The organism is Tissierella sp., from assembly GCF_052089545.1.
In the GTDB taxonomy this organism is placed as follows: Bacteria; Bacillota; Clostridia; order Tissierellales; family Tissierellaceae; genus Tissierella_A.
Genome location: NZ_JBQDAA010000084.1, coordinates 1 through 9,261, shown reverse-complemented (window position 1 = coordinate 9,261; position 9,261 = coordinate 1). Strand labels below are relative to the sequence as shown.

9 protein-coding genes are annotated in these 9,261 nt (G+C 27.3%); 2 read left to right on the top strand and 7 right to left on the bottom strand.

Going from position 1 to position 9,261, the window contains the following annotated elements:
* The coding region (gpr, locus tag ACTHW2_RS07415; protein ID WP_442263311.1) for a GPR endopeptidase at positions 1-931 on the bottom strand (931 nt) is incomplete at its 3' end.
* 121 nt (positions 932-1,052) lie between these two features.
* Between gpr and rpsT the strand changes: the two genes are divergently transcribed.
* Positions 1,053-1,325: a 30S ribosomal protein S20 gene (rpsT, locus tag ACTHW2_RS07410; protein WP_442263310.1), complete on the top strand. Its 273-nt coding sequence runs from the start codon at positions 1,053-1,055 to the stop codon at positions 1,323-1,325.
* 42 nt (positions 1,326-1,367) lie between these two features.
* Here the strand turns inward: rpsT and holA are convergent, their stop codons facing one another.
* Both holA and ACTHW2_RS07400 read right to left on the bottom strand, forming a co-directional pair.
* Positions 1,368-2,402 carry a DNA polymerase III subunit delta gene (gene holA / locus ACTHW2_RS07405; protein WP_442263309.1) on the bottom strand — a complete coding sequence of 345 codons (1,035 nt, stop codon included), beginning with the start codon at positions 2,400-2,402 and terminating at the stop codon, positions 1,368-1,370.
* Entirely contained in the window at positions 2,392-4,800 is a 2,409-nt protein-coding gene (locus tag ACTHW2_RS07400; RefSeq protein ID WP_442263308.1) for a DNA internalization-related competence protein ComEC/Rec2, read from the bottom strand. The genes holA and ACTHW2_RS07400 overlap by 11 nt, the downstream gene beginning before the upstream one ends.
* An 88-nt stretch (positions 4,801-4,888) precedes the next feature.
* Here ACTHW2_RS07400 and ACTHW2_RS07395 point away from each other — a divergent pair, with 88 nt between their 5' ends.
* Positions 4,889-6,106, top strand: a complete 1,218-nt coding sequence (locus ACTHW2_RS07395; protein WP_442263307.1) for an alanyl-tRNA editing protein — start codon at positions 4,889-4,891, stop codon at positions 6,104-6,106.
* Positions 6,107-6,174: 68 nt separating this feature from the next.
* On the opposite strand, the gene ACTHW2_RS07390 is transcribed toward ACTHW2_RS07395, so the two are convergent.
* The 4 genes from ACTHW2_RS07390 to ACTHW2_RS07375 form a co-directional block, all read right to left on the bottom strand.
* Positions 6,175-7,242: an ATP-binding protein gene (locus ACTHW2_RS07390; RefSeq protein WP_442263306.1), complete on the bottom strand. Its 1,068-nt coding sequence runs from the start codon at positions 7,240-7,242 to the stop codon at positions 6,175-6,177.
* Positions 7,243-7,382: 140 nt separating this feature from the next.
* Positions 7,383-8,627, bottom strand: coding sequence for an NAD(P)-dependent oxidoreductase (locus tag ACTHW2_RS07385; protein ID WP_442263305.1), 1,245 nt, complete (start codon positions 8,625-8,627; stop codon positions 7,383-7,385).
* Positions 8,628-8,709: 82 nt separating this feature from the next.
* Positions 8,710-9,021 (bottom strand): YbjQ family protein, encoded by a 312-nt coding sequence (locus ACTHW2_RS07380; RefSeq protein ID WP_442263304.1) that lies wholly within the window; start codon positions 9,019-9,021, stop codon positions 8,710-8,712.
* A complete protein-coding gene (locus tag ACTHW2_RS07375; RefSeq protein WP_442263303.1) occupies positions 9,002-9,232 on the bottom strand; it encodes a hypothetical protein in 231 nt (76 codons plus the stop codon). The genes ACTHW2_RS07380 and ACTHW2_RS07375 overlap by 20 nt, the downstream gene beginning before the upstream one ends.
* Between the last annotated feature and the right edge of the window lie 29 nt (positions 9,233-9,261).

Here is a 9,261-nt window from a genome sequence, read left to right as displayed (position 1 = left end):
GAATTGCTATATTTAAGCCGTTTGCTATTATTACAGAAAGGTCCTTTATTATTACATCTATATCTTTAGGAGTGACTATTACATTTCCCATAAAAGGGCTTAAAACTTCATTTATTAAAGAATATTTATCTTCTTTAGAAAGAGAATCTAGAAGACCATAAAATTCTTTTCCTACTCCTTCAGTTTCTTTCATTGAATCTATTATAAGATCCATTGTATCATTTACCATAGTAGCTGCATTTACAACTGTAGGTATACCCAATGCAAAGACTGGTACTCCTAAAGTTTCTTGGTTTAAGCCCTTCCTCTTATTGCCAATTCCGCTTCCAGGATTTATGCCAATGTCTGATAGTTGTATAGTAGTGCTTATTCTATCCATTTTTCTAGAGGATAAGGCATCTATTGCCACAACTATATCTGGTTTTATTTTTTCTACTATGCCCTTTACTATGTCAAATGTTTCTACACCTGTAGATCCCATAACACCAGGAGAAACAGCTGCTACGTTTGCCATGGATACATCTGACTCTTTTTTAAAATTAACAAAATATTGTCTAGTAACAAGTATTCTTTCTATAACTTTCGGTCCTAAAGAATCTGAGCTTATATCCCAATTTCCTAGCCCAATAATCAAAACTTTATCATTTTTATGATTTTTTATTAAACTTTTAAATACCTTTCCTAAGACTAAACTTATTTCATCTTTTAAATCTTCATCTGCATTATCTAGGTTTGATGAATCTATTGTTATATATTTCCCTATTGGTTTTCCAATTTTTTTACTCCCCATATCATTTAACACTTCAACTAGTGTAATGCTATAGTTTTCATGTTCTTCTACCTTTACTGCAACTCCTTCTACTTCTATGTTATTTTCTTTTTTATAAATTTCTCTACTTTCAACAGCTAAGTCTGTGTGTATGTGATTCATAATTTCCTCCTTTAAGTTTTCCTTATACCCTCTATAATAGTTTTAACCATTTATAGGATTATTTATCCTTGCAATTTCCATTCTTACATGATAAAATGTTTTGTGTTAGATTAAGTTGGAGGTGAACGGATTGGCTAATATAAAATCAGCTAAGAAAAGAATAAAGGTTACTAACTATAAAACTGGATTAAATAAAACTAGAAAAACAGAATTAAAATCATATGTAACAAAATTTGAAAGCGCAATTGAAGAAGGTAATATAGAAGAGGCTAAAGAATTAATAAAAGTAATAGATAAAAAGTTAAAACAAGCTACACATAACAACCTAATGCATAAAAATGCATCTTCTAGAAAACTAAGTCACTTAACAAAGAAATTAAATAATGCAATGTAAATAAAACTTCGGATATCCGAAGTTTTATTTATTTTCAACTATTTATTTGTATATTCCATTTCCCATTTCAACTAAAAATGCTTCTACTATTAATTTATCATCTGTAGCAGTAGTTTTCATAGAGGTATCTATTTGTAAGAGTCTGTTCATAATATTTTCTAACTCACTTATTTTAAACATCCCAGCCTTACTACGTATTTTACCAAATTCATATGATTTTATTTGCAATTTTTCCTGAATGCTTTTATTATCATATCCCTTATTTTTATAAATTAAAAAACCTAATATAAGTCTAACCTGTCTAATCATCATAAAAAATATTCTTTGTATAGGTTCACCTGATACACACATTTGATTAAGCAGCATCAAAGATCTTTCTACCGACTTACTAGAAAAAGCTTCTAAAAACTCAAAAATATTTGTATCTATTGTTTTTATAAGTATATTATCTATATCTTCTTTTGTAATTTCTTCTTTAGCATAATCTATTATTTTAAAAAATTCATTTTCTAAATCATAAAGAGTTAAATCTACGTTTCTGCTATTATAAGACGTTTGATCTATAAAATATTTTATATTTCCAATAGATATAGTCTTTTTATTTCGTTTAGCAAGGGTTTGAACCCACTTATTCATATCTCCCCCCATAAGTTTTGTAAATTCTACTTGCCTACCGTGTTTTTTAATCGTTTTATAAAACTTAGTATTTTTTCTAAGTTTTCCTGTAGAGTCTATAAATATAAGAAGCAAAAAATCACCTAAGCTCAACATATATTTATAAAGTTCTTCTTTAGATCTATCATTTAATTCCCCTAAAAAATTTGCCACATCATTTAAAACTACTATCTTTTTAGCTGACATAAAGGGAAGTGTTTCAGAAGCATTTATAAGTGTATCTAAATCTGCATTTTTACCATCTATTACTGTATAATTTAAAGTTTCAAAATCCTTGCCTACATATTTGTTTTTGAGTTCTTCTAAAGCAAGTTTGATCATATATTCTTCTTCTCCTAAAAATAGATAATAGTTGCCAATATCATCTTTTCTTAGTTTTGAAAAGAAATCTTTATAAATCATTAATAAATTCCTCCTTAGAAAATACCCTTATAAGCACATAAGAAATTAAGAAAAATAATAAATTGTATAAAAAATAATTATAATTATTAAATATATAATCTTCTATTGTTACTTCTTTCTTCTTTCCATTTCTTAAGTATGGTCTTACCTCATAAGTATCTTCTACTATAATTTTAACAAGTCCATTTTTATCTGTTCTATAAATTTCTGTTTTACTTTCAAACCTATCTAATATTTCCTTACTTGGATGATTATAAATATTGTTTTTACCTACTGATATAATACCTAGTTCAGGATTTATTCTTTTTACAAATTCTTCTGTGGAAGAAGTATCACTTCCATGATGTGCTATTTTAAGTATATCTACCTTATCAATCGTTTCTATTAATTTATCTTCCGTTTCTTTTTCAATATCACCTGTGAAAAGAATCTTTATATCTTTATATTCTAAGATTCCTACCATAGATTTATTGTTTATATTTTTCTCATAGTTCATATCATCCATGGGCCATAACACTTTAAACTCTGTATTTTTATCTATTCCAATACTATCCCCTTTTTTTAGAAAGACAAAATTATCATTATTTACAAAATCAAGATATGGATCATCAGGCATATGACTCGCAAAGACATGGTCTACCCTAAACTCATCTAGTAGTAGTGGTAAGCCTTGACAGTGATCTTCATGAAAATGTGATATAAATATAGCATCTAGTTTTCTAACACCTATTTTTTCTAGATAAGGAAGTACTGTCCTTTCTGGTATATTGTCGTTTCCAAATATACTTCCTCCTGTATCTATTAAAATATCTTTTTTACCTTTTTTAATATATATACTATCTCCCTGACCTACATCTATAAAATGGATTTCTAAGTTTTCTTTTATATTAATTACATTTACTGATATTAAAAATATTAAATATAGTAAAATTACTTTTTCAACTGATCTACCAAATGATTTTATATCGATAATATTAAATATTATAAAAATAAATATAAAGATAATAAAAATAGTTATCATTTCTGGAGAAAAGACTTTTACAATATTTATTGGGATTTTTTCTAAAAGTTTCAATATGAAAAACTGTATATTTAAACTTATATTAAGAAGCTTTCCTAAAAAAAAGTTTAAACTTGGCAAAACAGCTTCTAGTCCTATCATAAGAACGCCAAGTACAAGTGAAAAAGATAAGATAGGAACTATTATAATATTGGCTAAAAATCCTAAGATACTTATTCTGTTAAAATAATAAGCTTGTATGGGGCTTAAACCTATATTTACAGCAATTAAGCTAGATATAGTATCTATTAGCTTACCTTGAATCGGATAGAATAAATCAACAATTCCTTCTGTAAAAACTATTATAGAAAAACTGGCTATAAAAGACAGTTGAAAACCTACAGAAAACAAACTATATGGATTTTTAATAAGTAGTATCAGGGCTGCCAAGCCAAGTATATTTAAAGAATCATAAGGCTTATGTATAATCTTTGATAAATAAAGAAATGAAAATAAAATACTAGCTCTCACTATGGAAGGAGGGTAAGCTATTATATAACCATAGGACCATATAAAAATCAGCGTTATAACAGTATTTGTCCTTCTTTTTATACCGAGTCTCGAAATAACAAAGATAAGAAAAGATGAAATAATACCTATATGAAGTCCAGAAACAGCAAGTATATGAGCAAGTCCCATATCCCTATATAGTTTTAAATCTTTTTCATTTAAGTAGTCACTATCTCCTAAAATAATGGAATTTAAAAGTGAGCTGTTTTTCTCATTCAAATATGATTTAAATAGGTTCTTAATTTTAAAAGTAGCTTTTTCTTTTAACTTATACTTTAGATCTATATTAGAAGTATCAATATTTTCTATATCATATTCATTTATAGTCATAGTTGTATATATACCATTACTTTTAAGATATGTCCTATAATTAAAAAGTTTTGGATTTGTATTTTCCATAGGATGTTTTGGAATAGCTTTTAAGATAATTGTACTTCCAAGTTTTAAATCTTTTTGTCCTATAAGAGTCAGCATTGTTTTTTCTTTTGATACCTTTTTACCATCTATCTTTTTTATCTTTACTATATACTTTTCTATTTCAGAGGTTTTTTTATCTAGATTCTCAACTATGCCTTCCACGTAAATTTCCCTACCAACAAATTTTTCTAAATTCCCATTACCATTCAATAAGCTTATAGTAAGTCCAAAAACGAAGAAAAAACATAATAAAACCCTTTGATTTAAAGTTGATTTTATTATATTATAAAATAAATACAATATTGTTGATAATAAAGCAAAGATGACTATATTAAAGGGAATTTTTATAAAATAGAATACCAATATACCTAAAATATAAAACAATACTAGACTAATAAAAGGTCTTTTCATAGTTATCTCCTAAAGTATGTATTTTAGATATTATATCATAGTTCATGAAAGTATTAAATAAAAATGAACTTGAAAGGTGGATATTTAATTGACTAAAAAATTATATATAAATAATCCTTATTTAAAAGAAACACATGCTAGAGTAATAGATAAATCATTTGAAAATGATAACTTTCACATAAAACTTGATAGGACTATTTTTTATCCTCATATGTCAGGAGGACAACCTAAAGATTTAGGCACTATTTGTGAAAAAGAAGTGATTGACGTATACGAAGATGGTTTAAACATAGTTCATGTATTGGAGGAAGATATAGATTCTAAAGATGTAAACCTATCAATCGACTGGAATAATAGATTTGATTTAATGCAGCAACACACAGGCCAGCACATACTCTCTGCTGCATTTTTAAAGCTTTTCAATGCTAAGACTATAGCTTTCCACATGGGTGAAAAGTACATAACTATAGATGTAGATATAGTAGATATAAATGATGAAGAAATTTTACAAATAGAAACTCTCTCAAATAAAATAATACAATCTAATTTTAATGTTACAAGTAGCTTTTTAGACTCTAGTAATATTACTGATTTAGATCTTTCAAAAGTACCTGAAGAAGAACAAGATAATATTAGAATAGTAAATATCGATAATATAAGCACTACTCCCTGTAGCGGTACACATGTTAGTAGTACAGGTGAGATAGGTCTTATAAAAATTATTAACACTACAAATTATAAAGGAAATACTAGAGTTAGCTTTATATGTGGCAATAGATCCTTAAAGGACTATTCATTAAAAAATAGATATATAAATAAAATATCTCTTTCTCTTTCATCAGGTATAACCGATGTATTAGATAAGTTTTTAAAGCTAAAGGAAGATAAAGAAAATTTACAAAAGAAGAATAAAAACTTAAAAGAAGAAATAATTTCATTAAAAGGAAACAGACTTTTAGAAAAAAAGAAAAACATTAATGGTATAGACTATATAATAGAAAATCTAGAAGGTATAGATAAAAAAGAATTAAATCTTATATCATCATATTTAAATAAAGAAGAAAATTTAATTCAAATATATAAATTAGAAGATAAAAATCAAGGAATGTTTCTTATAAGTAAAAGTCACAATCTAGATATAAATTTAAAAGAGCTATTCGATTCAATAGCACAAAAGATCATAGTAAAAGGTGGAGGTAATAAAGAAAAGATTCAAGGAACTACTTCCCCTACTATAATAGATAGAGTTATTGAAATGTTTTATAAAGAAATTCAAGCTTATTTAAAAACCAAACCAAATAAATAATATTCACCCTAAACTCAGATTAATCTGAGTTTAGGGTGAATTTGTATAAAACGCTATAAATAAATTTGTTACAATTGTTCAAATTCTAATATTTCTTCCCAAATTTTTTCTCTTTCTTTGTCAATACCTTTAAAGTTAATTGTAGGTTGATAAGATTCTTCTAAGATAAAATGGTTTTTCTTAGCTCCCTTCAATCCCTCTATTCCCTTATCTTTTAATTCCCCAAAAATTTCATAGTCTGCCTCGTTTATACTCACTGGATTAAAAAATCTATTAAAATCAATTGTTTCATGTTTAAATCCTTTTGTTTTAGTATTTGAACTTATAATAGTATCTATATCCCATATAAATACTGATTCTATTTTTTCTGGCATAAAAGAATCATAATATATTTCTATGTCATAGTCTTTCCATTTACATATTTCTACAATCCTTTCTAAAAATTCAGACTTACCGACTCCTATTTCTCCATTTAAAAAATACCTATTTTCTATATTTTCAAGTAATGAATCTGTATAGTCAAAAAATCCTTCAGGTGTATAAGCTGTAGAAAACAAATTTCTTATTTTAAAAAGTGAGTTAGAAACTTCTACTTCTTTTTTTAGAAATATTTCTTGTATAATGTCCTCTTCATAAACTCTTAATTCTTCATAGTCTATAAATCTTCTATTATTCATCTCTATTTCTTTATAGATATATTTTGCAGCTTTGAAATAATTAAATGCTCTTTTATAGGATCTACTATTATTTTTTTTAGCCCTAACTATTTTTTCTTTATGAATCTTAATCTTTTCTTCATCAATATATTTAGATAAATCTACTATCTTCTCAGTAATACCAGGATAAGTTGGATCCATACTATGTGGTGGAGTTCCGTCTACTATAACTATCTTAAGTTCTACAATTACTACAGCATCTATTGATGTAGGATCAGATGGACAATGATGATATTCAACTGTATAGTCTTTTTTAAGTGCTCTTTTTGCTATTTCTTTCATCAAAGAAGATTTTCCGCCACCTGGCATCCCTTTTAATATATATAGGAAATTTCTATCTTCTCCTATTATATTTGTTTGAAGTGGAAAAAAACCTTCACTTGTATTCCCCCCTGGAAACATCCTTCTTATTTTATGCATAAAAAAACCTCCTTTTATATATATTACTAATTTATTCAGATAAGTTTATTATGTGCATAGCTATAAAAACAACTCTTCAAATATTTGAAGAGTTGTTTTTATCCAAAGTTCTTGTAGTTTTATAAAATATTTAGTATAATCTATAAATTATATTTTTCCTCTATATAATCTTCAATAGTTTTTGCTGCTAATTTTGCTGCAGCAACTGCTTCTACTACTGTCTTTGCTCCTGTAACCACATCTCCTGAAGCAAAAACACCTTCCCTTGTTGTTTTCCCAGTACTATCAATAATTACAAGTCCTAATCTATTTAGTTTAATATCTTTTGCTGAATCTACAATATTTGTTTTTGGACCCTGACTTATAGACACTATAGTAGAGTCTGCTTCATAACAATATCCTGAATCTTCTATTGTCTTTAATTCTGGTTTTCCATCTTCATTCAATATATTTTCAGTATCAGCAAAATAAACACAATTATCTTTTATTTCTTTAGGTGTTTTATTAAATTCAAACTTTACTCCATCAAATTTAGCATATTTAATTTCATTTTCACTTGACGGCATCTCTTCTTCAGATCTTCTATAAAAGATCTTCACATCTTTTGCACCATTTCTTAGGGCAGTTCTCGCTGAGTCTAAGGCTACATTGCCTCCGCCAATTATACACACCTTTTCTCCTAAGTTGTGTGTTAAAGGACTTCTAAGATAGTCTATAGCATAGTAGACATTTCCTAGGCTTTCGCCTTTGATGTTTAACTTTCTTGGCTTCCATGTTCCAGTGGCAACAAATATGCTTTTATAGCCATCTCTAAACAGATCATCTATAGAAAGTACAGGCCCTACTACAGTGTTTGGTCTTATTTTTACACCCATATTTATTAAAAGTTCATGATATCTATCTAATATATCATTTGGTAATCTAAATTCTGGTATACCATGTCTTAACACTCCGCCAATTTTTTCATGGGCTTCAAATATTGTTATATCATAACCTTTTTTTGCTAATATAATAGCCATAGTAAGACCAGCAGGCCCAGATCCTATTATTCCTACCTTTTTGTTAGGATCTGCTTTAATATCAAAGCTTAAATTTTTTAAATAATAGTTAGATACATAATGTTCTATAGATCCAAACTGTATTGGATTTCCTTTTCTATTTAATATGCAATGTCCTTCACAAAAATCCTCATGAGGACATATTAACCCAGTGATAACTGACAATGGATTATTTTCAAAAAGCATCTCTCCTGCCTGCTTTATTTTATTTTCTTTCAATAATCCTATAACCTCTTTGATAGGCGTGTCTACTGGACAACCATCTTCACAAAAAGGATTTTTACACTGGAGACATCGATTATTCTCATTAGTTATATTACTTAACATAAAAATCCCCTTTCTATTATAATAAAATACACATTATCCATTATATGATTTTAAAATATAATTTCAAATAATTTTTATGTTTTTATTTAAATTTAACAGCAGTACCATATACAATAACTTCTGCAGCTGCTTGCATAATTGCAGATGATGAATATCTAATATTTACAACTGCATCTGCTCCTAAATCTTTAGCTTCTTCAACCATTCTCTTTGTAGCAAGAGCTCTCGCTTTGTTCATCATCTCATTATATGACTTAAGTTCTCCACCTACAAGGGTTTTAAAGGTTTGCGTAATATCACGGCCAACATTTTTTGTTTGGATAGTACTTCCCTTTACAACCCCAAGCATCTCAAGTTCCTTACCTGTTATATAATCAGTATTTACTAAGATCATCTTCTTCTCCTCCCTTTATTTCATCAATTCTTTCAAATAACATACTTACACTTAATACTATTAAGCAAATTGGAACGACTAACAATACCATTTTTATAATTAAAGGCATATGGCTTATAGACAATCCTATTCCCATGTAAAACATATGATATAAAATTATTAGAACAGTAACTATAATTGGGGCTATTAGCTTTTTTGTTTGTTTTTTCAAAATAATCTCCCTCTTTTTTTAACTATAAT